Here is a 22,676-nt window from a genome sequence, read left to right on the forward strand (position 1 = left end):
CTTGTTTCTCTTTTAATCGTAATCACATTTTCACAAACAATCCATTTTTAAGAATTGTTCATTTACAAAAATACGGATATCCCTTGAATACTGCACCATGTTTGGATTTATTTTCTATCTTTGCATATTGAACGGTAACGTTTACCGGGCATTTAAAGTATCAAATTAATAAATGAGTAAAGTATTGATTATCGGTGCAGGCGGTGTAGGTACCGTTGTTGCACACAAAGTGGCTCAGCATCCGGAAGTCTTCTCCGAAGTCATGATTGCAAGCCGCACACAGTCAAAATGTGATGCCATTGTCAAAGCAATTGGTAACCCCCACATCAAAACCGCTAAGGTAGATGCCGACAATGTGGATGAACTTGTGGCTTTATTCAACAGTTTTAAACCCGAAATCGTTATTAACGTAGCACTCCCCTACCAGGATTTAACGATTATGGAAGCATGTCTGCAAACGGGAGTAAACTACTTGGATACCGCAAACTACGAGCCGAAAGACGAGGCTCACTTTGAATACAGCTGGCAATGGGCTTACAAGAAACGCTTTGAGGAAGCCGGACTGACCGCCATTTTAGGCTGTGGATTCGACCCGGGAGTAAGTGGGGTATATACTGCATACGCTGCCAAACACCATTTCGATGAAATCCAATACCTGGACATCGTAGACTGCAACGCCGGAAACCACCACAAGGCTTTTGCCACCAACTTCAACCCGGAAATCAACATCCGCGAAATCACACAGAACGGACGTTACTACGAAAACGGCAAATGGATTACGACCAAACCGCTGGAATTCCATAAAGACCTGACTTATCCGAACATCGGCCCGCGCGATTCTTACCTTCTATATCACGAAGAACTGGAATCACTGGTCAAGAACTTCCCGACCATCAAGCGTGCCCGTTTCTGGATGACTTTCGGCCAGGAATACCTGACCCACCTGCGCGTAATTCAGGACATCGGTATGGCCAGCATCGAGCCTATCAACTACAACGGCATGCAGATTGTTCCATTGCAGTTCCTGAAAGCCGTATTGCCTAACCCACAGGATTTGGGCGAGAACTACGAAGGCGAGACTTCTATCGGATGCCGTATTCGGGGTATCAAGGACGGAAAAGAACATACTTATTATGTATACAACAACTGCTCTCACCAGGCTGCGTACAAAGAAACAGGCATGCAGGGTGTAAGCTACACCACCGGTGTACCGGCCATGATTGGTGCCATGATGTTCCTGAAAGGCCTGTGGAAACGCCCGGGTGTATGGAACGTGGAAGAATTCGACCCGGATCCATTCATGGACGCGCTGAACAAATACGGACTGCCTTGGCATGAAGTATTCGACGGCGACCTGGAACTGTAATTGACTGAAAGATTACCTATATAAAGAATCAAGAATGGAGAACCGAAGCACTCATTCTTCATTCTTGGTTCTTTTCTTTTTTCTAACTTTTTCCAACAAACAATTATGAACATAGGAGACAAAGCTCCCGAAATACTGGGAGTCAACGAAAAAGGTGAAGAAGTTCGCCTGAGCGACTACGCGGGCAAGAAAATCGTCCTCTATTTCTATCCCAAGGATATGACTTCAGGCTGTACGGCACAAGCCTGCAACCTCCGCGACAACTATGCCGAACTCCAGAAAGCCGGCTACGAAGTCATCGGTGTGAGCATCAACGACGAGAAATCACACCAGAAATTCATCGAGAAGAACCAGCTTCCGTTTACACTGATTGCCGATACCGACCACAAGCTGGTGGAAACTTTCGGTGTATGGGGAGAAAAAAGCATGTACGGACGCAAATACATGGGCACTTTCCGTACCACTTTCATCATTAACGAACAAGGCATCATCGAACGGATTATTTCACCCAAGGAAGTGAAGACCAAAGACCATGCCGCACAAATCCTACAATAATTATGGCCAAGAAAGACGAATTAGAATTTGAAGGAGGCATCGAAAACAACGCCCCCAAACCCGATAACAGTGAGAAACTGAAAGCCCTGCAGGCCGCCATGGACAAAATTGAGAAGAGCTTCGGAAAAGGCTCTATCATGAAAATGGGCGACGACCACGTGCAGGAAGTAGAAGTCATCCCGACCGGCTCCATTGCCCTGAATGCAGCACTTGGTGTAGGTGGTTACCCGAAAGGACGTATCATCGAAATCTATGGCCCGGAATCCTCCGGTAAGACCACGCTGGCCATCCATGCCATTGCTGAAGCACAGAAAGCAGGCGGTATTGCGGCCTTCATCGATGCAGAACATGCTTTCGACCGTTTCTATGCAGCCAAGTTAGGAGTGGACATCGACAACTTGTGGATTTCACAGCCCGACAACGGCGAGCAGGCATTGGAAATTGCCGAACAGCTGATTCGTTCCTCTGCCATCGACATCATTGTCATCGACTCTGTAGCGGCTCTGACTCCAAAGGCTGAAATTGAAGGCGACATGGGCGACAACAAAGTTGGTCTGCAAGCCCGACTGATGTCACAAGCTCTGCGCAAGCTGACTTCTGCCATCAGCAAGACCAACACCACTTGTATCTTCATTAACCAGCTGCGTGAGAAAATCGGTGTCATGTTCGGCAACCCGGAAACTACCACCGGTGGTAACGCGCTGAAATTCTATGCGTCTGTCCGCCTGGACATCCGCCGTGCCGCTCAGTTGAAAGACGGCGATGAAGTCATCGGTAACCAGGTACGTGTGAAAGTCGTAAAGAACAAGGTGGCTCCTCCTTTCCGCAAAGCCGAATTCGACATCATGTTCGGTGAAGGTATTTCCCGCAGCGGAGAAATCATCGACTTGGGTGCCGAACTGGGCATCATCAAGAAAAGCGGTTCATGGTACAGCTACAACGACACCAAGTTAGGACAGGGCCGTGATGCCGCCAAACAGTGCATCCAAGACAATCCAGAACTGGCCGACGAACTGGAAAAACTGATTTTCGATGCGTTGAAAGACAAGGAATAACTTCATTCTTTTCTATAATTTAAGAACGGATTCACTTTGCTGAGGTTCAGCGGGTGAATCCGTATTTTTTATGTCTTCTCCTTCCACCTAATACTTTCACCTACCTATTAAATGACAAACTCCTATCCCGTTTCTTCCAAATCCCAGGACAAATTCTCTGTTTCACACTGTGGGATACAAAAACCACAGTGTGGGATATATATTTCACAGTGTGGGACACAAATCCCGCACTGTGAAACAGAACTGTCGTCCCTTCAAAAAACAAGATGGATGCCTGCATTTTACCTTTTCCAGACACCCGCATCGCACAACATGCTTGAGCTCCTCCCGCCCACCGTCTACGCACACAATCATTCTATTTTTCTCTTTATACGTTTTTCTTGACAAAAATCAGCGAAAGAAACAAAAAAATACGCTATATTTACCACGATGAATTATTGTGAACCACTAAAAAAACGAGACTATGACCTTAAAGCATCAATTTCTTTTCATATTCTGCCTGACTCTTTCCACAGTTGCTGCGTGGGCACAAAGTAATAAATTTGCCAATTCGGCTTTCCGGTTTGCTACCCGTGCCGAGGCACAAATGCTGATTACAGAACTGGACGACTATACCCGCAATTGGAACCAGTTTGACATTGACGTCCGCTTACAGAAGCCTCAGGGACGTAAATCTGAACTCCTGCAATTCGCCATGGACCAGACACTCAACTGGAGCGATGAAGAAAAAGCACGTATCAGCAAAACCATGAAAAGCCTGGATGCAGAAATCAAGAAACAAAAATATCATTTGGAATTTCCGAAAGAAATTATTTTCGTGAAGACCACTCAAAAGGAAGAGGGTAACGCACAGGCCTACACCCGTATGAACTGGATTGCCATTGGAGAGGAAGCTCTGAAAAGTGCCTCCGAGGAAGACTTTAAATACCTGATTGCCCATGAGTTGTTCCACCTGCTGACCCGACAGAATGCCGACTTCAAGAAAGACATATATCAGGTTATCGGATTTGATACCACCGAAAAAGAGATCCTTTTCCCGTCCGACTTGGCAGAGATGCGCATCTCCAATCCCGACATCAGCCGCTACGACAGCTACGGCACATTCACGATCGGAGGACAGAAGCAATATTGCACCATGGTGATCTATACCGACAAGCCTTACGACGGAAAGACCTTGTTTGAGTACCTGAAAATCGGACTGGTTCCGCTGAATGGGGAATTTATCCCCGTCCAAAAATCCGGTAAAACCATTATTTACTCATTGGACGATGCAACAGATTTCTACACACAGGTCGGAAAGAACACCAGTTATGTAATCAACCCGGAGGAAATCATGGCCGACAATTTTGCCTTCACCCTGATTGGCAAAAAGGACTTGCCCAATCCGGAAATCATTCAGAATACACAAAAGGTACTAAAAGCCAATAACCGATAAAAAATTTCATATTCCTACAAAAAAGTCAGGTTGCCTTAGAAAGGTGCCTGACTTTTTTTGTGATCACTTTATCTTATTCTTATTTCTTCCGAAAATCCTTTTCCAATGCCAACGTAATCCAGTTAGCCAATGCCTGCCGGTTGTCGGCAATAACCAGACGTTTCTGGTCTTGTGCATTCTGGATGTTTCCTACTTCCAGGAATACGCCTACCGGATTGGTCTTGCGAAGCACAAACAGGTTGCGTTCACTTACCGTACCATCGAATCCGCGATTAGGCTGATGGCGGTCGTATTTGGCACGGAACGTACGCTGCACCTCTTTTGCCAGCCGTTTTCCTTTTGAACTGCCCGGAGCATGATAAAAGTACACGTCGGTCTGGTTATGGCGTGCCCGACTGTCCACATGAATGAACACCGCCCGCTTGTAACGGCTCTTGTCCTGCCGATAGAGCCGATTGATGGCATCACAACGCTGCTGCAGACGGGCCACCTGATTCAGCGGTATTTCCTTGCCCATACAAGTCTCACGTTTGCTGTTGTTCAACACTGCCTGGTTACGGATGCCGTCTTTCTTGTCCTGAATAATGAAATACACTTTTGCTCCCCGCTTCAACAGTTCGCGGCCAAGACGAAGAATGATGTCATAGGCATACTCGTCTTCATGCAGTTCTTTCCCTTGATATTTGCCAATACAACCAGGGTCTGGACCACCGTGTCCGCTCACCAGATAAAAAACGGCTCCTTTCAAGGAACTGGAGATCACGGCATACGAAGCATATTTCTTTCCTAACAGAGGTTCGTAGTGGCCTTTTTTCCTTGCGTACATTCCCAAGGGGAGACACAGCAAAAAGGCCAACAACATACAGCCATACTTCTTCATCACTTCAGCAACTCCTCTATTTTCCGGCAAAGAGAAGCAAATTCCTCTTCATTATACAAACGCGTCATCATGACAATCTTTCCATCCTTCCCTATCAGGACGTTCCGGGTGATTCCGGCATTGCGCTCCGCATACTTGGCAAAGATATCTGCTCCCGGATCAAGGCCCAACGGATAGGTCACCCCTGTCTGCTTGGCAAAAGCCTTCACGCGTTCCAGCGGTTCATCACGATCTACCCCGTAGAGCACAAATGACGCATTGTCTTTATGTTTCTGCCAGATGTCTTTTTCGATAAAAGGCATTTCCTTGCGGCAGACCCCACACCAGCTGGCCGTGAACTGCAACATCACCACCTTGCCTTTCAGGTCGGACAGTTTCACCTTGCTGCCATCCGTCAGCGTCATCTCAAAATCGGGTGCCTCATCGCCCACCTTTACAATATATCCAGCCGCATCGGGAACCGGCTGGCTGGCCTGAAGAGGGGCATGGCTCCCCATACATCCCATCAAAGCCAATGCTAAAAACAGCTTCTTCATATTCATTCTAAATTATAATCCGGGCCAAAGATAACACAAAAAAGTGAAAAACAGGCATATCGGAAGAGAAACACGTATTTTATCCACTGCACCGGATGTTTATACGGAAACTTTATTACCTTTGCGAAACATGAAAAACTCAAAACAACCCGACCTATGGACTGCACAAACATTATCGGAGAAAAAATCAAAGCGCTCCGAAGCAATCAGGAAATAAGTATTCAGGAACTGGCCGAACGTGCCGGCCTGACCGTGGAACAGGTGAGCCGCATCGAAGAAAACATCGACATTCCTTCGCTTGCCCCACTAATAAAAATCGCCCGTGTACTAGGGGTACGGCTGGGTACTTTTCTGGACGACCAGCCCAATGAAACGGGACCAGTGGTCTGCCGGAAGGGAGAAGCAGACGATACCATCGGCTTTTCCAACAATGCGACACAGGCACGGCAGCACATGCACTACCACTCACTGGCAAGAAGCAAGGCCGACCGTCACATGGACCCGTTTATCATCGATATCGAAGCCGACAGCGAAAAGGATTTCTTCCTTTCCGGACATGAAGGAGAAGAGTTCATTATGGTGCTGAAAGGGGAACTGGAAATCAGCTACGGGAAAAGTACTTACCGACTGAAGGAAGGGGACACCATCTATTACGATTCCATCGTGCCGCACCACGTACACGCTGCCGAAGGACAAGCCGCACAAATTCTGGCCGTGGTCTACACTCCGGCCTAAGTCTTACTCAAACCTCCAACGACATGTTACAACTATCTGAAAGAACCTTGGGCGACTGGCTGGAGCACTGGGCGGAAGTGACTCCCGACAAAGAATACATCGTATATTCCGACCGCAACCTGCGTTTCACCTGGAAACAGTTCAACGAGCGGGTGGACCGTATGGCTAAAGGCTTGCTGGCCATCGGAGTGCAAAAAGACACGCACGTGGGCATCTGGGCCCGCAACGTACCCGACTGGCTGACTTTTCTGTATGCCTGTGCCAAAATCGGGGCCGTGGCGGTCACCGTCAACACGAACTACAAGCAGGCGGAACTGGAGTATCTTTGTGAGAACTCCGACATGCATACGCTGTGTATCGTCGACGGGGAAAAGGACAGCAACTTCGTGGAAATGACCTACACCATGCTGCCCGAACTGAAACTCTTTGAACGGGGACACATGAAAAGCAAGCGCTTCCCCCACATGCGCAACGTGATTTACATCGGACAGGAAAAATACCGAGGGATGTACAACACGGCAGAGATTCTGCTGCTGGGACATAACGTGGACGACGAAGAACTGACACGGGCCAAAAAGCAGGTAAACAGCCACGACACCGTGAACATGCAGTACACCTCGGGCACTACGGGATTCCCCAAAGGCGTCATGCTGACCCACTACAACATCGCCAACAACGGATTCCTGACGGGCGAACACATGAAATTCACCCCCGACGACAAACTGTGTGTCTGCGTACCGCTGTTCCATTGTTTCGGAGTGGTACTGGCCACCATGAACTGCCTGACACATGGCTGTACACAGGTGATGATTGAGCGTTTTGACCCGTTGCTGGTCCTGGCTTCCGTCCACAAGGAACGGTGTACGGCCCTCTATGGCGTACCGACGATGTTTATTGCCGAACTGAATCATCCGATGTTCAGCCTGTTCGACCTGTCAAGCCTGCGCACCGGTATCATGGCTGGCTCCCTCTGTCCGGTGGAGCTCATGAAACAGGTGGAAGAAAAGATGTTCATGCGCGTCACCAGCGTGTACGGACTGACGGAAACCTCACCGGGCATGACGCACAGCCGCATCGACGATGATTCGGAAGTGAGATACCACACCGTAGGACACGACTTTGAATTTACCGAAGTGAAGGTGCTCGACCCGGAAACCGGCGAGGAATGTCCGATAGGGGTACAGGGAGAGATGTGCAACCGGGGCTACAACAACATGAAAGGATATTACAAGAATCCGGAGGCTACGGCTGAGGTCATCGATGCCCAGGGATTCCTCCATTCGGGCGACTTGGGAGTGAAGGATGAAAACGGGAACTACCGCATCACGGGCCGCATCAAGGACATGATTATCCGTGGCGGTGAAAACATCTACCCGCGTGAAATAGAGGAATTTCTCTACAAGATGCCGGGCATCAAGGATGTACAGGTGGCCGGCGTGCCTTCCAAGAAATACGGAGAAGCCGTAGGGGCCTTCATCATCCTGCACGAGGGATACACCATGAACGAGTTCGATGTCAGGGAGTTCTGCCAGGGGAAAATCGCCCGCTACAAAATTCCCAAATACATCTTCTTCGTCAAGGAGTTCCCGATGACAGGAAGCGGAAAGATCCAGAAATTCAAGCTGAAAGAACTGAGCGTAAAACTCTGTGCCGAACGAGGCATCGAGATTATATAAACTTTCAAACAACCAAAAGAAATGGCTCCCCGGACGGATAAATCCATCTTGGGGAGCCATTCATTTTTATTCTTTCCAATAATACACGTCAGGCAAGCTGTTGCAGAATGTCGGCGGCAATCTGCGGAGCAGTGAGATGGTTCTTTTCCAGGAATTCCTGCACATCGAAACGGTCTACAAATTCCTTCTGGGCACCGAAATTGAGCACCTTTATCGGACTGCAACCGAAATAGCGGGCAATCTTCTCACCGAATCCGCCGTCCAGTACCCCGTCTTCCAAGGTTACCACCAGTTCGTGGTCGGCCTTCAGTTCTTCCATCAGGGCCTCATCCACTCCCGTAATGTAACGCGGATTGATCAGAGTAGCTTCTATTCCTTTCTGTTCCTTGAGCAAAGCGGCTGTCTCTTCTGCCAGCCCGAAGAAAGAACCCAGTCCCAAAATGGCTACGCGGCTCCCCTTCCGGACAGTCTGATAACGGTTCAACCGGCTATAATCTGCATCCACCGGACGATACCCGTAAGCCAGTTCCGTGGCCGGCACACGGATAGCCACCGGATGTTCGTTCTGCCGGATACTCCACTCCAGCATGGCCATGTATTCTTCCCGGCAAGTGGGAGCCAAATACACCAGATTCGGAATGTTGCTGAGCAGCGGAATGTCGAAGAAGCAAAGATGCGTCACATCATTCATGGCCGAGAGTGAACCCCAGAACACTAACAGTACGGCCGGATTGCGGTTGATACACAAGTCCTGTGAAATCTGGTCGTACGCACGCTGGATAAACGTACTATATACGCCAAACAAAGGCTTTCCTCCATTCTTGGCAATGCCGGAAGCCAGCGCCACGGCATGTTCCTCTGCAATGCCCACATCCACGAACTGCTTCCCGGCAGCTTTCCGACGGTCGGGAGTGAATCCCATCACGGTAGGCGTACCGGCTGAAATAGCTACAATACGACGGTCTTCCTGCATGCGGCGCAACAGGTAGCAGGCAGTCAGGTCGGCATAGTCCTGCGGCTCTTCGCTCGGGTGGAACACCACTCCTGTTTCTGGGTTGAACGGCATGGTCCAGTGATAGGTTTCCTTGTCTTTTTCGGCAGGAGCATATCCCTTCCCTTTCAGTGTATTGATGTGTACCACAACCGGATGGTCAATGTCCTTTACCTGCTGGAAGGCCTTGATCAGTGCCTCCACATTGTTTCCTTCGTTCACGTAAAGATAATCCAATCCCATCGCCCGGAAAAGATTGCAAGGACACTGCCCGTTGCTTTCACGCAGTTCCTGCAGATTGCGGTACAGTCCTCCATGATTCTCGGCAATCGACATCTGGTTGTCGTTGACTATTATGATAAAATTCGTACCTAATTCAGCTGCATAATCGAGTCCTTCCAAGGCTTCTCCCCCGCTGAGTGAGCCGTCTCCGATGACTGCAATCACGTTGCCACCCTTCCCCGTCAGGTCTCGTCCTTTCACCAGTCCGCCCGCCAGGCTGACAGAAGTAGAAGTATGTCCCATCACAAAATGGTCGTGCACACTTTCCATCGGTTCCGAATAACCAGACACCTCGTCATACTGTTCCGCATGCAGGAAGGCATCTTTACGTCCGGTCAACATTTTATGGACATAACTTTGATGTGAGACATCGAACACAATCTTATCTTCCGGCGAGTGGAACACGTAATGCAAGGCAATCGTCGCTTCCACCATTCCGAAATTGGGACCGAAATGTCCTCCGTGTGCGCTCAGTTTCTGCAACAGAACCTGGCGTATTTCATGGCTTAATTCATTCATCTCTGCTACCGACAGTTTTTTGACGTCGGCCGGTGAATTGATTTTTTCCAGATACATAAAATAATATTTAAACAAGTTACACATTAAAGACGCAAATTCACGAAGCAAAAATAGCGTTTCTTCCGCCCGATGAAGGTATATAAATTACGGCTTTTTATACCCGAATTCCCGACTATCCCGACAAAACAAAAGAGACCGCTTCATCCTTTCGGTGAAACAGTCTCTTTGTAGCAATATAGTATCTGCCATTTACTTATTCACAATCTTGACCAGCAAAGTCTTGCTGTCCAACTTGCCCTTGGTATCGTATGCCTCTGATTTTACCAGTCCGACTCCTTCTGCATACCACTCTGTCACGCGGAGCGTAGTGGTTTTCAATACGATTTTCGTACGTTGCAAATAAGAAATCTTCACACAATCGAACTTTCCGGCAGTGGTGCTGATGGTTTCATTTCCCATATAAGCCGCACCGGAAATATTCACTTCATTCTTCAGCATGTTACGTACCACCTGATACGAGCGGTCAGGAATGCTCTCGCCTCCTTTAGCCTCATCTTTGATAGTAAACGAATTGTCTCCTTTGAACTTCAGTTTCTCCAATAAGCCTAAACGGGCTGCCTCGTTGTATTTTTCCGGATCGGAATCAGAATCGATATACGGACCATACATCAAATCTTCGGTACAAACCGTGTTTGTTCCATCATAACTCCAATTGAACAACGTATAGCTGGTATTGTTTTTTGCCTTCGTCGTGACAATCTTGTCATAATAGGAAGCCTGCACCTTCCCGTCGGCCTTTGCCACCTTGCTCACCGTCATGGTTTCATTAGAGGTGCTTTGACCGATTTCATCATAATTTACATAGTGCAATTCTGTTCCTTCTGTCGTACAGAAATATTGTGCCTGCATAGAATGGCAGCCTAAAATGGCCGCAACCAAAAACATAAGCCTCTTCATAGTTTCCTTTTTTAAACAAAATACGGTGCAAACATACAAATTTCTTTCTTTTTTCTGTCTATCTTTGCCACTGAAAAAACATTAAATCAACTATACATGGGATTATTATCATCTTTATTCGGAAAAAACCAATCCGATGAAAACGAACAGGAAAAGCAAGACAAGAAAAACTTCGACATTCTGAAATACGACGGCATCCGGGCCCGCAATATGGGAAAACTGGACTACGCCATCAAATGTTTTGAAGAGGCTGTAGCACTCAACGATGAAAACGAAACACTGGGACTGCTGGCCAGTGCCTATCTTCAGGCCAACCGCACAGACGATGCACGTATCACTCTCGACCGACTCGTGGCAAAAGATGAAACCAACATACAGGCCTTGCTGTCACTGGCCAGCGTATGCTTCTTGCAGGAAGATTATGACGGCATGAACAATGCTTGCCAGAAAGCCATCGCCATAGATGATAAAAACGCACAAGCCTATTATCTGGCTGGAAAAGCGGCGCATGGCATGAAAAACGGAATACAGGCCATTGTGATGCTGACCAAAGCCCTCGCCCAAAACGAGAGTTACACCGAAGCGTACCTGCTACGGGCCGAAATATTGTGGGAAATGCGTCAGGCTAAAGATGCGTTGGACGACTTGGAACAAGTGCTGAAACTTAATCCGGAACAGGAAGAAGCCTTGCTACTGAAAGCGACTATCCACATCCAGCTCGGACAGACGGAAGAAGGCGAAAAATGTCTGGATCAGGTAATCTCTCTGAACCCCTTCCACGTGAAGGCCTACCTGCTGAAAGGGAGTCTGCTGACAGAAGAGAAGAAACTGGACCAAGCTCTGGAAAACTATCAGGAAGCCATCGAACTGATTCCGCAGGATGCCCAGCTGTATCAGGAAAGAGGACGGGTACGCCTGCTGATGGGCGACAAGGACGGAGCTACGGAAGACATGAAAAAAGCCATCGAACTGGCTCCCGAAAAAGAAAACCTGATTTCCGGTCATTTCGATAATTTTGAAAAGAATAACTTGCAGACGGGAATTTACTAATCTATACTATATAATATATAAGAGAAACGGCTGTGGAAACCTCTTCAAAGAAGCATTCCACAGCCGTTTTCTTATATATTCTCTTTATCAAAGCGTGTCGTAAGCCGCCTTCAACTGCTGCAAGGCCTTTTCCACGGTAACCCGCGGACATCCCACGTTCATGCGCATAAAACCGGCTCCTTCCTTACCAAACATCTCTCCATCGTTCAAGGCCAGTCCGGCTTTGTCCACAAAGAAAGCGTTCAGTGCCTCGTGCGAAAGTCCCAGTTCCCGACAATCCAACCAAATCAGGTAAGAAGCCTGCGGACGCATCACCTTCATCTTAGGCATGTGAGTCTCTATATAGTCTGCCACATAATCAATATTCCCCTGAATATAGGCCAGACACTGTGCCAACCATTCCTCTCCTTCTGTATAAGCAGCTGTCACGGCAGGCCAGGCAAACACATGACCGGCATTCAATTCGCCGGCATCCAGATACGTTTCAAAGCGTTCCCGGAGTACCTCATTATAAATAAAGGTATGCGAAGCAGCTACTCCCGGCATATTGAAGGTCTTACTGGGCGCCATAAAGGTAACAGAGTTATTGCGTGCCTTTTCTGAAACCATGGCAAACGGCGTATGCTGGAAAGGAGGCAAGGTCAAATCAGCATGAATCTCATCGGAGAATACAATCACATTGTCATCGGCACAAATTTCTGCCAGTTCCTGCAATTCTTCCTTCTTCCATACTACCCCACCCGGATTATGAGGATTACAGAGAATCAACACCCGTATACCTTTGATGGAACGGCGAATCAAATCCAAGTCCATGCGATAGTGTCCGTCCACCTCTTTCAGCGGACATTCCACCAGCCGACGATTGTTGCGCGTTACCAGCCAGGCAAACGGATGATACACCGGCGGCATAATCATAATTTTATCGCCCGGTTCCGTAAAACAATTGATGGCCATCCCCAGTCCGGGCACAATGCCGGGTACAAAATTAATCTCCTCTTTCTTCACCGTCATACCATAGCGCTTCTTCACCCAGTCGATAATGGACTGGAAATAACTGTCCGGACGGAAAGTATATCCCAGCACCGGATGTTCGCAACGCTTACGGATAGCGTCCAATATAAACGGAGGAGTCGCAAAATCCATGTCAGCTACCCACATGGGAATCAAATCTGAACGTCCCCATACATTCACCATACCGTCTACTTTTTCGCAGCAAGTGCCCCGACGGTCTATCACTTCATCAAAATTATAGTTCATGTCTTTTATCTGTTTGGCTGTTTTATAAATGAAATATCTCTTTACAACAAAGGTAAGAAAATACATTCACATCCGGCATTATGAACGTATTTTTTAAAAATGAGAAGAAAAATTTTGATGTAATATTTGTTTTTTAAAGAAAAGTATTACTTTTGCAGCAGAAATAACAACAAAATAACAAGAACATGAGAACATTTGCATCTTACTTCTTCTTTTACTTTTATTTCTTTTACTTTAGCAATGAAGTGAAGCGGGAGTTTGCATGCATACGGTAAAAAGAAAATTAATTGAAATGATAATACAAAGTCCCGCTTCTATGGAGCGGGACTTTTTTTATAGTTAGAGTTATACAACATGAAGAAGATAGCCATACAAGGAGTTCCGGGCTCGTACCATGACATTGCAGCCCACAAATTTTTCAAGGACGAAGAAATCGAACTGATTTGCTGCAACACGTTCGAAGAAGTGTTCGACAACCTTCGGAAAGACAGCAGCATTATCGGAATGATTGCCATTGAAAATACGATTGCCGGAAGCCTCCTTCACAATTACGAATTGCTCAGAGACAGCGGGGCAACGATTATCGGAGAACATAAGCTGCGCATCAGCCACAGCATCATGTGTCTGCCCGGAGAAGACTGGAGCACACTGACCGAAGTCAACTCCCATCCGGTGGCACTGGCACAATGCCGGGATTTCCTGCAACATCACCCACAACTGAAAGTGGTAGAAACAGAAGACACCGCAGGCAGCGCCCGCGACATCAAGGAAAAGGGACTGAAAGGACATGCCGCCATCTGCTCCAAATACGCCGCCGAACTTTACGGCATGAAAATCCTGCAGGAAGGCATCGAAACCAACAAGCACAATTTCACCCGTTTCTTAGTAATATGTGACCCCTGGATGGCCGATGAACTGAAAGACCGTTCAAAAATCAACAAAGCCAACATCGTCTTTTCACTGCCCCATAGCGAAGGGAGTCTCTCACAAGTTTTGTCCATCTTCTCATTCTATCACATCAACCTGACCAAAATACAGTCGTTGCCCATCATCGGACGCGAATGGGAATACCTGTTCTACGTGGATGTCTTGTTCAACGACTACCTGAGATACAAACAATCAATCGACGCAGTCATGCCATTAACCAAAGCACTTAAAATTTTAGGAGAATATGCAGAAGGAGAATCAACCTTATAAAATAGCACCGGCCGACCGGTTAAGCAGTGTCAGCGAATATTACTTCAGCCGAAAACTGAAGGAAGTGGCACAAATGAATGCAGAAGGAAAGAACGTCATCAGCCTGGGAATCGGAAGTCCCGACATGCCGCCTTCTGAAGAAACCATCAACGTGTTGTGCGAAAATGCCCGCAAGCCGGACGCACACGGCTACCAGCCTACGGTAGGAATACCGGAACTTCGCAAGGCCATGGCCGACTGGTACAAGAGATGGTATAACGTAGACTTGGACCCGGCTACGGAAATCCAGCCGCTCATCGGTTCCAAGGAAGGAATCCTGCATGTCACCTTGGCACTGGTCAATCCGGGCGACCAGGTACTGGTTCCGAATCCGGGATACCCTACCTACACTTCCCTGAACAAGATCTTAGGCAGTGAAATCGTGAACTACAACCTGCGGGAAGACAATCATTGGCAACCCGACTTCGACGAACTGGAGAAGATGGATTTGAGCCGGGTGAAAATCATGTGGACCAACTATCCAAATATGCCGACCGGTGCCAATGCCACACTGGAACTCTATCAGAAGTTAGTCGACTTTGCCCGCCGTCACCAACTGGTGGTGGTGAACGACAACCCTTACAGCTTCATCCTGAACCGCAAGCCTCTCAGCATCTTGAACATTCCGGGAGCCAAGGACTGCTGCATCGAGTTCAACTCCATGAGCAAAAGCCACAACATGCCGGGCTGGCGCGTGGGAATGCTGGCAACCAATGCCACTTTCGTACAGTGGATTCTGAAGATAAAAAGCAACATCGACTCCGGAACCTTCCGTCCCTTGCAGCTGGCGGCCGCTCAAGCCTACCGCAACAGTGCAGAATGGCACGAAGAAGCCAACATCCGTACCTATGCACGCCGCCGGAAACTGGCCGAAGAAATTATGCATACCTTAGGATGTACCTTCGACCCGGAACAAGTAGGTATGTTCCTGTGGGGCCGTATCCCCGATTCTTATGCCGATGTAGAAGACCTGACCGAGAAAATCCTTCACGAAGCCCGTGTTTTCATCACTCCAGGATTCATTTTCGGCAGCAACGGAAAGCGCTACATCCGCATTTCGCTTTGTGCCAAGGAACCCCAACTGGAAGAAGCGCTGAAACGCATTCAAGCAGTTATGAACAAATAAACATTACAAAAATCAAATACTACCATGGAACAATTGGATTTATTACCCATCGAACTGGAAGGTGTTTCTCAGGAACGCCCTCTGATCATTGCAGGTCCCTGCAGTGCCGAGACAGAAGAACAAGTCATGACCACGGCCAGAGCCTTGGCCGACAAAGGCATCAAGATTTTCCGTGCCGGAATCTGGAAACCCCGTACCAAACCGGGAGGCTTTGAAGGTATCGGTGTGGAAGGACTTTCCTGGCTGAAAGAAGTGAAGAAAGAAACCGGTATGTACGTGGCTACCGAAGTCGCTACCGCCAAACATGTGTACGAATGCCTGAAAGCCGACGTAGACATCGTATGGATTGGTGCTCGTACCACTGCCAACCCGTTCGCCGTACAGGAGATTGCCGATGCCTTGAAAGGCGTAGACATTCCGGTCTATGTAAAGAATCCGGTCAATCCGGATCTGGAACTCTGGATTGGTGCCTTGGAACGTATCAACAATGCCGGACTGAAACGTATCGGAGCCATCCATCGCGGATTCTCTTCTTATGACAAGAAAATATACCGCAACCTGCCGCAGTGGCACATTCCTATCGAATTGCGTCGCCGTATTCCGAACCTGCCTATCCTATGCGACCCGAGCCACATCGGCGGAAAACGTGAACTGATTGCGCCGCTCTGCCAGCAGGCCATGGATTTGGGATTCGACGGCCTCATCATCGAATCACACTGTAATCCGGAATGCGCATGGAGCGATGCCGCACAGCAAGTCACTCCCGATGTACTCGATTACATCCTGAACCTGCTGGTCATCCGTTCCGAACACCAAAGCACCGAAAATCTGAACGAACTGCGCCGCCAGATTGACGAATGCGATAATGAACTGATGGACATTCTGGCCAAACGTATGCGGGTGTGCCGTGAAATCGGAACCTTCAAAAAGGAACACAACATGACCATCCTGCAGACCGGACGTTACAACGAAATCCTGGACAAGCGAGGTGCACAAGGTTCACTTTGTGGCATGGACCCGGACTTCATCAAGCAAGTGTTTGAACTGATTCACGAAGAAAGTGTCCGTCAGCAAATGGAAATCATCAATAAGTAAGTACGAGAAGAACAAAAAATGAAGATATTGATTTTAGGAGCCGGAAAAATGGGCTCCTTCTTTACGGATGTATTGAGTTTTGAACATGAGGTAGCCGTGTACGATGTAAATCCACAGCGCCTGCGCTTCATGTACAACTGCTACCGTTTTACCAAACTGGAGGAAATCAAGGAATTCCAGCCGGAACTGGTCATCAATGCCGCCACGGTGAAATACACCCTTGATGCGTTCAACCAGGTGCTTCCGCTCCTGCCAAAGGACTGCATCATCAGCGACATTGCTTCCGTGAAAACCGGCTTGCAGGAGTTTTACGAGCACTGTGGTTTCCGTTATGTGTCTACCCACCCGATGTTCGGTCCCACGTTTGCCAACCTCGACAAACTGAGCACCGAAAACGCCATCATCATCAAGGAAGGCGACCACTTGGGCAAGATTTTCTTCAAGGACCTCTACCAACGTCTGAAGCTGAATATCTTTGAATACACGTTCGAGGAACACGACGAAACCGTGGCCTACTCCTTGTCCATCCCGTTCGTTTCCACCTTCGTGTTTGCGGCCGTCATGAAACATCAGGATGCTCCGGGTACCACCTTCAAGCGCCACATGGCCATTGCCCAAGGTGTGCTAAGTGAAGACGATTTCCTGTTGCAAGAAATCCTGTTCAATCCCCGCACTCCGGCACAAGTGGAAGGTATCCGTACGGAACTGAACGAGCTGCTGGACATCATCAGTCGGAAAGATGCAGAAGGCATGCACGCCTACCTGACCAAAATCCGTAAGAACATCAAATAATAAACTGAGAAAAAATCTCAAGCTAAAATTACGAAAATAAAAATCCTCCTGCCTTTAGCCATAGAATGCAAAACAAACTAAAGCTAAAAACAGGAGGATTTTTATATAATCACAAATAGATTCCTTTTATCTCCAACAAGATTATTCATCTGCAATCAGAACCGATAGCCTACCGTCAACAAGAAAGCCAGATTCTTGTTACTTTCGTCGGCAAAACTTTCCTTAATCATATTGGTAAATCCATACTGTCCGGTCAGGTTAATCAAATAATGGTCGTCCAGTTCAAACCCGACACCATACTGCAAACCCACAGCACAACGGTTCATCATGGCCTCATCATTCTTACCAACCTTTTTAAACAGCTTGGTGCCTACTTCTGCCCCACTCGCTTCGACGGTCATTTTTCCACCTAAACCAAATCCTACGTACGGACCAAAATTCACGACAAAACGGTTTCCCTCTGTAATATTAAACTTTACTGCTGCCAGCAAAGGAATATCGAGATAAACCGGATTCATCTTCGTATCGACTCCTCCCTCACTCACCTTACAGCCCTTGCTGGTAAAATTCAATCCAGACTGGAAAGACCACATCTCATTAAAAGCATAATCCATACCGACTCCCACCGTATAACCTACTTTCATATCCGCCTCACTGTTGGTGATGTTTGCCATTGACATACCTCCATGGATGTCAAATCTTGCTTGAGAATAACCCGTAACGGCCAGCAAGCCCAATAACAAAGTCAATAATGTTTTCTTCATAGCCAAAAATCTTTAAGTTAAGTTTCTGTCTCCCTCGAAACAAATTCATTTATTTAAAGAAACATGGAGACTCGCCATTCGGCCATGTTTCCATTCACCAAACTCTAAACCTTTCTATATATAAAAAACAAGTGTTCCTTTTTGTTCATTTTCACTAAAAACAGACCAGAAAATAAACAAAAAGGAACACTTCTATTTTTTACACTCCTACGCTTTACAACTTAATCTTCTTTGATACCGATTTCGATTCATTGTGCAGACGGTCGAGTGCAGTCACTACATAACGGTACTTCGTCTTTCCGTCTTCATACGGCAGCTTGTAGAATTCATCGTGTGTGATGGCCACAATGTGAGACGGGTCATTCAAATTCACCTTTTCCTTCTTATCGAAGCGATACACCACATAATGATAAGCCTTGTCCATCTCTGTCTTGGCTTTCGGTGCCGTCCAAAACAGAATGTAACCGTCTGCCGTCCACACGGGTTTCAGCTTACGCACCTTTCCAGGAGCCTTGTCGTCCATGAACGGCGAAGTAGGAAGCAGGGCTGGATACTTGTGGTATTCCTTCACCAGCATATCGCGGTAATGCCCCTTGTTTTCCACTACGGCAGCCGCATACCACTGGCAGCTTCCCTGAACGGTCGGCAAGGAACGCTGCAAATTGTACTTGGCAGGAATCTGGCTCTGGTTCGGGTTCATCAAATCTGCCTTAGATACCGTACGCACCACATCCTGACCAATATACAACGGACGAGCAGCCGCATGACGTGCCCACCAACGAATCAACGTCTCATAATCGGCAGCCGGATGACCAATTTCCCAGTAAATCTGCGGAATATTGTAATCTACCCAGCCGTTGTTCACCCACAACAGCACATCGGCATACAAGTCATCATAGTTCTGCAATCCGTTGGTGTCACTTCCGTTCGGGTCGTTTTTCCGGTTCCGGTAAATACCAAACGGAGATACCCCGAACTTCACCCACGGCTTGCATTCGCGCACCGTCTCATGAATCTCCTTAATCAGCACGTTCACATTATCCCGGCGCCAGTCGGCCCGACGAGTAAATCCACGGCCATACGCCGCAAAGCTGATATTGTCCGGAAAATCCTCTCCCGGATTCGGATACGGATAGAAGTAGTCGTCCATGTGAATGGCATCCACATCGTAACGGCTCACAATGTCGCGCACAATCTTGCAGATATATTTTCTGGATTCCGGCAGTCCCGGGTCAAAATACAACTGTCCGGCATACTGTACGAACCATTCCGGATGCTGGTTATAAGGATGCATCGGCGACAATGCCCCTGTCCCTTTCGTCTTGGCCCGATACGGATTGATCCACGCATGCAGCTCCATATTCCGCTTGTGACATTCCTCAATCATAAACTGCAACGGGTCCCACATGGGCGAAGGGGCCTTCCCCTGCACACCTGTCAAAAAACGACTCCACGGTTCGTAGGGTGATTTATACAGGGCATCCGCTTCCGCTCTCACCTGGAAAATGATGGCATTGATACCGGCTTTCTGTAAATTGTCGAGCTGGCTTACCAATACTTTTTTCATCTTCTCCGTAGGCATTCCCTGAAACTGCCCGTTCACACACTGTATCCATGCTCCGCGGAACTCCCGTTTGGGATAACGCACCTGCGCATGCAAGCTGCCTGCCCACAAGCTTCCCAACAGGACAAACAGCATCAATAGTTTAGTCTTCATATCTGTAAATTTTATCATATTCTTTTCCCTTTTTCAAACAATAGTCCAATTAAGTCGCAAAGATACAGAAAGGTAAGAGAAGGACCAAACCAAAAGCACGCTTTTGAACGTAGCAGTTTCTATTCTGTCTGAAGGCCGACGACAAGCTCGCCATTCCCCCCCACAGCAAACAAAAATCCAGACAGGTAAAGTATACTACAGCCTCTCTTTTAAATTAAGAATTATTTACATAAATATGATTTGTCTATCCGAGCATGAATGAAACTACAATAAGCAAGCAAAACAGAAAAGTATCCATACCGAAAGAACTGAAACATTTCCAAGTATAATCAAGCCTCCAACAGGAGAATCAGAACGAACAATAAGATACCACAGACGTTCACTTCCAACTACCTGAAACAGAGATTCCTCACACAAACATTCATTCTCAATTCAAATAATACATGTATATTTGAAGAGTAATCATACACTTAAATGACCTTTAAATGAAATTCACAACTCATTTTATAAACAAGACACATGAAAAATAACCGAATCTTAATTACCGCAGGCTTACTTCTGATCAGCACAACCATGCTTTACGGACAATCAAAAACCGTTTGGCTTGACGACCTGGATTTAACGGCTGTCACACAAGGTAATGGAGTAGCCATGAAAAACAAATCTGTAGACGGGAAAACCCTTACCATCGGAGGACAGACCTTCGAACGTGGAGTAGGTACTCATTCCGTCAGCGAACTGGCCATCCAACTGAATGGAAAAGCCACTTTATTCACAGCTCACGTAGGAATGGATGATGAAATTCTGGCCCATAAACCTTCCGCTGAGTTCATTGTTATTGGCGACGGCAAACAATTATGGTCCAGTGGCATCATGACTGCCGGAGATGCCGCCAAACCTTGTTCCGTATCGCTGGAAGGAATAAAAATGCTGGAACTGATTGTAGATGAAGGGAACGATAACAATTATTACGACCATGCAGACTGGGCCGATGCCAAAATCCAATCCACGGGCCCCGAAAGTTTCCCAACCATAAAGTTTATCGCCACAGAACCCTATATACTGACTCCCCCGGCTCCGGCTACCCCAAGAATAAACAATGCCTCTGTATTCGGAGTCCGTCCAGGCTCCCTCTTCCAGTTCCAGATAGCCGCTACAGGCGACCGTCCCATGAAGTTCTCTGCCCAAGGCCTTCCCAAAGGACTGGAAATAAATCCGGAGACAGGCCTCATCACCGGAAAGCTGGATAAATCAGGTACATATACAGTAACACTGAAAGCACAGAATTCCAAAGGGAAAGCCGAACAGACCTTCCAAATCAAGTGCGGCGACCGAATCGCTCTCACTCCACCCATGGGATGGAACAGCTGGAATTGTTTCGGACATGAAGTATCAGCTGAAAAAGTGAAAAAGGCTGCCGAAGCCATGGTAAAAAGCGGATTAATCAACTATGGATGGACTTATATAAACATCGACGATTCATGGCAGCATCACCGTGACCCCAACGACCCTACCCGGGGAGGCAAACTGCGCGACGAACAGGGTTACATTATCCCCAACGCACAATTCCCCGACATGAAAGGACTGACAGATTACATACACTCACTTGGATTGAAAACGGGCATTTATTCCTCCCCCGGGCCATGGACCTGTGGAGGGTGTGCCGGAAGTTTCGGTTATGAGAAACAAGATGCAGAGCAGTACGCCAGATGGGGAATTGATTACCTGAAATACGACTGGTGCAGCTATGGAGGCGTACTTGACCGCAATCTGGACACCGACCCCTACAGTGTCTCTTCTTTGGCTTTCCAAGGAGGAGGAGACTCCCTCGTAGGCAGAAAACCCTTCAAAATTATGGGCGATTATTTACGGCAGCAACCCAGAGACATCGTCTATAACTTATGCCAGTATGGCATGGGTGACGTATGGAAATGGGGAGACTCCGTAGGCGGACAAAGCTGGCGTACGACCAACGACATTACCGATACCTGGGAAAGCGTAAAAAACATCGCTCTCTCCCAAGACCGTTCCGCAGCCTGGTCCAAACCTGGAAACTGGAACGATCCAGATATGCTGGTCCTCGGCATTGTAGGTTGGGGAAATCCACATCAAACCAAACTGAAGCCCGACGAACAATATCTTCATTTCAGTCTTTGGAGTCTGTTTTCCGCTCCTCTCTTAATAGGATGCGATTTGGAGAAACTGGATGACTTCACATTCAACCTGCTGACAAACAATGAAGTCATAGCCATTGATCAGGACCCTCTTGGCAAACAAGCCACGTGTGTATATCAAATTGGAGAACTACGAATTTACGTAAAAGAACTGGCCGACGGAGGAAAAGCGGTCGGTTTCTGTAACTTCGACCGGGAAAAAGCAGACATTTCTTTCCATGAGTTTGACAAATTGGGCATCACCGGTACACAAACAGTACGCGACCTCTGGCGACAAAAGGACATCAAGACACTCGATACCCGCCAGGAATCCCTTTCACTTCATGTTCCAGCCCATGGAGTATTACTCTATAAATTCAAACCCGCTCACAAATAAATTTTTAGCATCGAAAGAGACTGTTTCATTCTTCGAAACGGTCTCTTTTATTTTTTACCACTGATAACCACCGTATCATTCAGTACGCATGACAACGGTTTA

The 22,676-nt window shown here is 47.5% G+C and carries 19 protein-coding genes; 12 read left to right on the plus strand and 7 right to left on the minus strand.

From position 1 onward, the window contains the following. Positions 1-172 precede the first annotated feature (172 nt). The 4 genes from H6A28_RS00215 (at position 173) to H6A28_RS00230 (ending at position 4,411) form a co-directional block, all read left to right on the plus strand. On the plus strand, positions 173-1,366 hold the full coding sequence (locus H6A28_RS00215) for a saccharopine dehydrogenase family protein (RefSeq protein WP_204474914.1): 1,194 nt from the start codon (positions 173-175) through the stop codon (positions 1,364-1,366). Between the two features lie 105 nt (positions 1,367-1,471). Beyond that, positions 1,472-1,921 (plus strand): thioredoxin-dependent thiol peroxidase, encoded by a 450-nt coding sequence (gene bcp, locus H6A28_RS00220; protein ID WP_204474912.1) that lies wholly within the window; start codon positions 1,472-1,474, stop codon positions 1,919-1,921. Positions 1,922-1,923: 2 nt separating this feature from the next. Beyond that, entirely contained in the window at positions 1,924-2,976 is a 1,053-nt protein-coding gene (gene recA / locus H6A28_RS00225; RefSeq protein ID WP_204474911.1) for a recombinase RecA, read from the plus strand. A gap of 463 nt (positions 2,977-3,439) precedes the next feature. Continuing rightward, positions 3,440-4,411, plus strand: a complete 972-nt coding sequence (locus tag H6A28_RS00230; protein WP_204478517.1) for an eCIS core domain-containing protein — start codon at positions 3,440-3,442, stop codon at positions 4,409-4,411. A 79-nt stretch (positions 4,412-4,490) separates the two neighbouring features. Here H6A28_RS00230 and H6A28_RS00235 read toward each other — a convergent pair whose 3' ends face one another. Next, complete coding sequence (locus tag H6A28_RS00235; RefSeq protein ID WP_204474967.1) at positions 4,491-5,291, minus strand: N-acetylmuramoyl-L-alanine amidase; 801 nt, start codon at positions 5,289-5,291, stop codon at positions 4,491-4,493. Continuing rightward, on the minus strand, positions 5,291-5,797 hold the full coding sequence (locus tag H6A28_RS00240; protein WP_430622422.1) for a TlpA family protein disulfide reductase: 507 nt from the start codon (positions 5,795-5,797) through the stop codon (positions 5,291-5,293). The genes H6A28_RS00235 and H6A28_RS00240 overlap by 1 nt, the downstream gene beginning before the upstream one ends. A 186-nt stretch (positions 5,798-5,983) precedes the next feature. Here H6A28_RS00240 and H6A28_RS00245 point away from each other — a divergent pair, with 186 nt between their 5' ends. Next, on the plus strand, positions 5,984-6,562 hold the full coding sequence (locus H6A28_RS00245; protein ID WP_177865082.1) for a helix-turn-helix domain-containing protein: 579 nt from the start codon (positions 5,984-5,986) through the stop codon (positions 6,560-6,562). 23 nt (positions 6,563-6,585) lie between these two features. Further along, positions 6,586-8,238 (plus strand): AMP-binding protein, encoded by a 1,653-nt coding sequence (locus tag H6A28_RS00250; RefSeq protein WP_204478518.1) that lies wholly within the window; start codon positions 6,586-6,588, stop codon positions 8,236-8,238. A gap of 88 nt (positions 8,239-8,326) precedes the next feature. On the opposite strand, the gene H6A28_RS00255 is transcribed toward H6A28_RS00250, so the two are convergent. Together H6A28_RS00255 and H6A28_RS00260 are read right to left on the minus strand one after the other, a co-directional pair. Further along, on the minus strand, positions 8,327-10,087 hold the full coding sequence (locus tag H6A28_RS00255) for a 1-deoxy-D-xylulose-5-phosphate synthase (RefSeq protein WP_204478519.1): 1,761 nt from the start codon (positions 10,085-10,087) through the stop codon (positions 8,327-8,329). A gap of 192 nt (positions 10,088-10,279) precedes the next feature. After that, a complete protein-coding gene (locus H6A28_RS00260) occupies positions 10,280-10,987 on the minus strand; it encodes a TapB family protein (RefSeq protein WP_204478520.1) in 708 nt (235 codons plus the stop codon). A gap of 96 nt (positions 10,988-11,083) precedes the next feature. On the opposite strand from H6A28_RS00260, the gene H6A28_RS00265 reads away from it, so the two are divergent. Then, positions 11,084-12,037 carry a tetratricopeptide repeat protein gene (locus H6A28_RS00265; protein ID WP_204474900.1) on the plus strand — a complete coding sequence of 318 codons (954 nt, stop codon included), beginning with the start codon at positions 11,084-11,086 and terminating at the stop codon, positions 12,035-12,037. An 87-nt stretch (positions 12,038-12,124) separates the two neighbouring features. On the opposite strand, the gene H6A28_RS00270 is transcribed toward H6A28_RS00265, so the two are convergent. Further along, positions 12,125-13,294, minus strand: coding sequence for a MalY/PatB family protein (locus H6A28_RS00270; RefSeq protein WP_204474899.1), 1,170 nt, complete (start codon positions 13,292-13,294; stop codon positions 12,125-12,127). A gap of 354 nt (positions 13,295-13,648) precedes the next feature. On the opposite strand from H6A28_RS00270, the gene H6A28_RS00275 reads away from it, so the two are divergent. Genes H6A28_RS00275 through H6A28_RS00290 form a run of 4 tightly spaced genes read left to right on the plus strand, consistent with a single transcriptional unit; the run spans position 13,649 to position 17,543 of the window. Next, positions 13,649-14,491: a prephenate dehydratase gene (locus H6A28_RS00275; protein WP_204474898.1), complete on the plus strand. Its 843-nt coding sequence runs from the start codon at positions 13,649-13,651 to the stop codon at positions 14,489-14,491. Further along, complete coding sequence (locus H6A28_RS00280) at positions 14,466-15,656, plus strand: pyridoxal phosphate-dependent aminotransferase (RefSeq protein WP_204474897.1); 1,191 nt, start codon at positions 14,466-14,468, stop codon at positions 15,654-15,656. Before H6A28_RS00275 ends, H6A28_RS00280 begins: the two co-directional genes overlap by 26 nt. A gap of 24 nt (positions 15,657-15,680) precedes the next feature. Beyond that, positions 15,681-16,751, plus strand: coding sequence for a bifunctional 3-deoxy-7-phosphoheptulonate synthase/chorismate mutase type II (locus tag H6A28_RS00285; protein ID WP_204474895.1), 1,071 nt, complete (start codon positions 15,681-15,683; stop codon positions 16,749-16,751). Between the two features lie 18 nt (positions 16,752-16,769). Then, on the plus strand, positions 16,770-17,543 hold the full coding sequence (locus H6A28_RS00290) for a prephenate dehydrogenase (RefSeq protein WP_204478521.1): 774 nt from the start codon (positions 16,770-16,772) through the stop codon (positions 17,541-17,543). Positions 17,544-17,698: 155 nt separating this feature from the next. Here H6A28_RS00290 and H6A28_RS00295 read toward each other — a convergent pair whose 3' ends face one another. Then, a complete protein-coding gene (locus H6A28_RS00295; RefSeq protein WP_204474893.1) occupies positions 17,699-18,307 on the minus strand; it encodes a porin family protein in 609 nt (202 codons plus the stop codon). Between the two features lie 214 nt (positions 18,308-18,521). Continuing rightward, entirely contained in the window at positions 18,522-20,024 is a 1,503-nt protein-coding gene (locus H6A28_RS00300) for a glycoside hydrolase family 10 protein (RefSeq protein WP_204474892.1), read from the minus strand. A gap of 519 nt (positions 20,025-20,543) precedes the next feature. Between H6A28_RS00300 and H6A28_RS00305 the strand changes: the two genes are divergently transcribed. Beyond that, positions 20,544-22,574, plus strand: a complete 2,031-nt coding sequence (locus tag H6A28_RS00305; protein WP_204478522.1) for an NPCBM/NEW2 domain-containing protein — start codon at positions 20,544-20,546, stop codon at positions 22,572-22,574. Positions 22,575-22,676: the final 102 nt, after the last annotated feature.

It is taken from the genome of Bacteroides mediterraneensis (genome assembly GCF_016900355.1).
Taxonomy (GTDB): Bacteria; Bacteroidota; Bacteroidia; order Bacteroidales; family Bacteroidaceae; genus Phocaeicola.

Coding starts and splice junctions, on each gene's coding strand:
- H6A28_RS00245 (WP_177865082.1), top strand. CDS start 5,984: ATGGACTGCACAAACATTATCGGAGAAAAAATCAAAGCGCTCCGAAGC.
- H6A28_RS00250 (WP_204478518.1), top strand. CDS start 6,586: ATGTTACAACTATCTGAAAGAACCTTGGGCGACTGGCTGGAGCACTGG.
- H6A28_RS00235 (WP_204474967.1), bottom strand. CDS start 5,291: ATGAAGAAGTATGGCTGTATGTTGTTGGCCTTTTTGCTGTGTCTCCCC.
- H6A28_RS00285 (WP_204474895.1), top strand. CDS start 15,681: ATGGAACAATTGGATTTATTACCCATCGAACTGGAAGGTGTTTCTCAG.
- H6A28_RS00300 (WP_204474892.1), bottom strand. CDS start 20,024: ATGAAGACTAAACTATTGATGCTGTTTGTCCTGTTGGGAAGCTTGTGG.
- H6A28_RS00215 (WP_204474914.1), top strand. CDS start 173: ATGAGTAAAGTATTGATTATCGGTGCAGGCGGTGTAGGTACCGTTGTT.
- H6A28_RS00230 (WP_204478517.1), top strand. CDS start 3,440: ATGACCTTAAAGCATCAATTTCTTTTCATATTCTGCCTGACTCTTTCC.
- H6A28_RS00240 (WP_430622422.1), bottom strand. CDS start 5,797: ATGGGATGTATGGGGAGCCATGCCCCTCTTCAGGCCAGCCAGCCGGTT.
- H6A28_RS00255 (WP_204478519.1), bottom strand. CDS start 10,087: ATGTATCTGGAAAAAATCAATTCACCGGCCGACGTCAAAAAACTGTCG.
- bcp (WP_204474912.1), top strand. CDS start 1,472: ATGAACATAGGAGACAAAGCTCCCGAAATACTGGGAGTCAACGAAAAA.
- H6A28_RS00290 (WP_204478521.1), top strand. CDS start 16,770: ATGAAGATATTGATTTTAGGAGCCGGAAAAATGGGCTCCTTCTTTACG.
- H6A28_RS00295 (WP_204474893.1), bottom strand. CDS start 18,307: ATGAAGAAAACATTATTGACTTTGTTATTGGGCTTGCTGGCCGTTACG.
- H6A28_RS00275 (WP_204474898.1), top strand. CDS start 13,649: ATGAAGAAGATAGCCATACAAGGAGTTCCGGGCTCGTACCATGACATT.
- H6A28_RS00270 (WP_204474899.1), bottom strand. CDS start 13,294: ATGAACTATAATTTTGATGAAGTGATAGACCGTCGGGGCACTTGCTGC.
- H6A28_RS00305 (WP_204478522.1), top strand. CDS start 20,544: ATGAAAAATAACCGAATCTTAATTACCGCAGGCTTACTTCTGATCAGC.
- H6A28_RS00265 (WP_204474900.1), top strand. CDS start 11,084: ATGGGATTATTATCATCTTTATTCGGAAAAAACCAATCCGATGAAAAC.
- H6A28_RS00280 (WP_204474897.1), top strand. CDS start 14,466: ATGCAGAAGGAGAATCAACCTTATAAAATAGCACCGGCCGACCGGTTA.
- H6A28_RS00260 (WP_204478520.1), bottom strand. CDS start 10,987: ATGAAGAGGCTTATGTTTTTGGTTGCGGCCATTTTAGGCTGCCATTCT.
- recA (WP_204474911.1), top strand. CDS start 1,924: ATGGCCAAGAAAGACGAATTAGAATTTGAAGGAGGCATCGAAAACAAC.